Origin of the sequence: Cryobacterium sp. 10I1 (assembly GCF_035019805.1) — a bacterium.
In the GTDB taxonomy this organism is placed as follows: domain Bacteria; phylum Actinomycetota; class Actinomycetes; order Actinomycetales; family Microbacteriaceae; genus Cryobacterium; species Cryobacterium glucosi.
In genome coordinates this window covers 1-321 of the sequence record NZ_JASJVF010000616.1, presented here as the reverse complement: position 1 = coordinate 321, position 321 = coordinate 1, and the positions used below count along the sequence as shown (strand labels likewise).

Here is a 321-nt window from a genome sequence, read left to right as displayed (position 1 = left end):
GTCGCCGACCCCGAAGGTGCTCGCGATCCGGGGGTCACGGTCGGCGACCGCGACGAGGTGGATGCCGGCGGCCGCGGCGATCTCGACGACCGCCAGGCCCTCGGCGGCCACGAACCCATAGGTCGCCGGAACCGTTCGTCCGAGCGCATCCTGCACCTCGGCCGTGACGAGGGTGCCGCCGAGCGCGGTCACGAGGGCGTCTGCCGTTCCCTCCCCGCCGTCGGCCATCGGCGCGACGATACACACGGCATCCGGGAACACCGAACGGATGCCGCGTTCCATCGCGGCCGCGGCCGCCGCCGCGCGGCCCGCCAGGCACCC

The 321-nt window shown here is 75.4% G+C and carries 1 protein-coding gene; it reads right to left on the bottom strand.

Annotation, left to right across the window (positions count from 1 at the left end; all coding sequences use genetic code 11):
• The coding region (locus tag QN345_RS20020; RefSeq protein ID WP_323509239.1) for a glycerate kinase at positions 1-321 on the bottom strand (321 nt) is incomplete at both ends.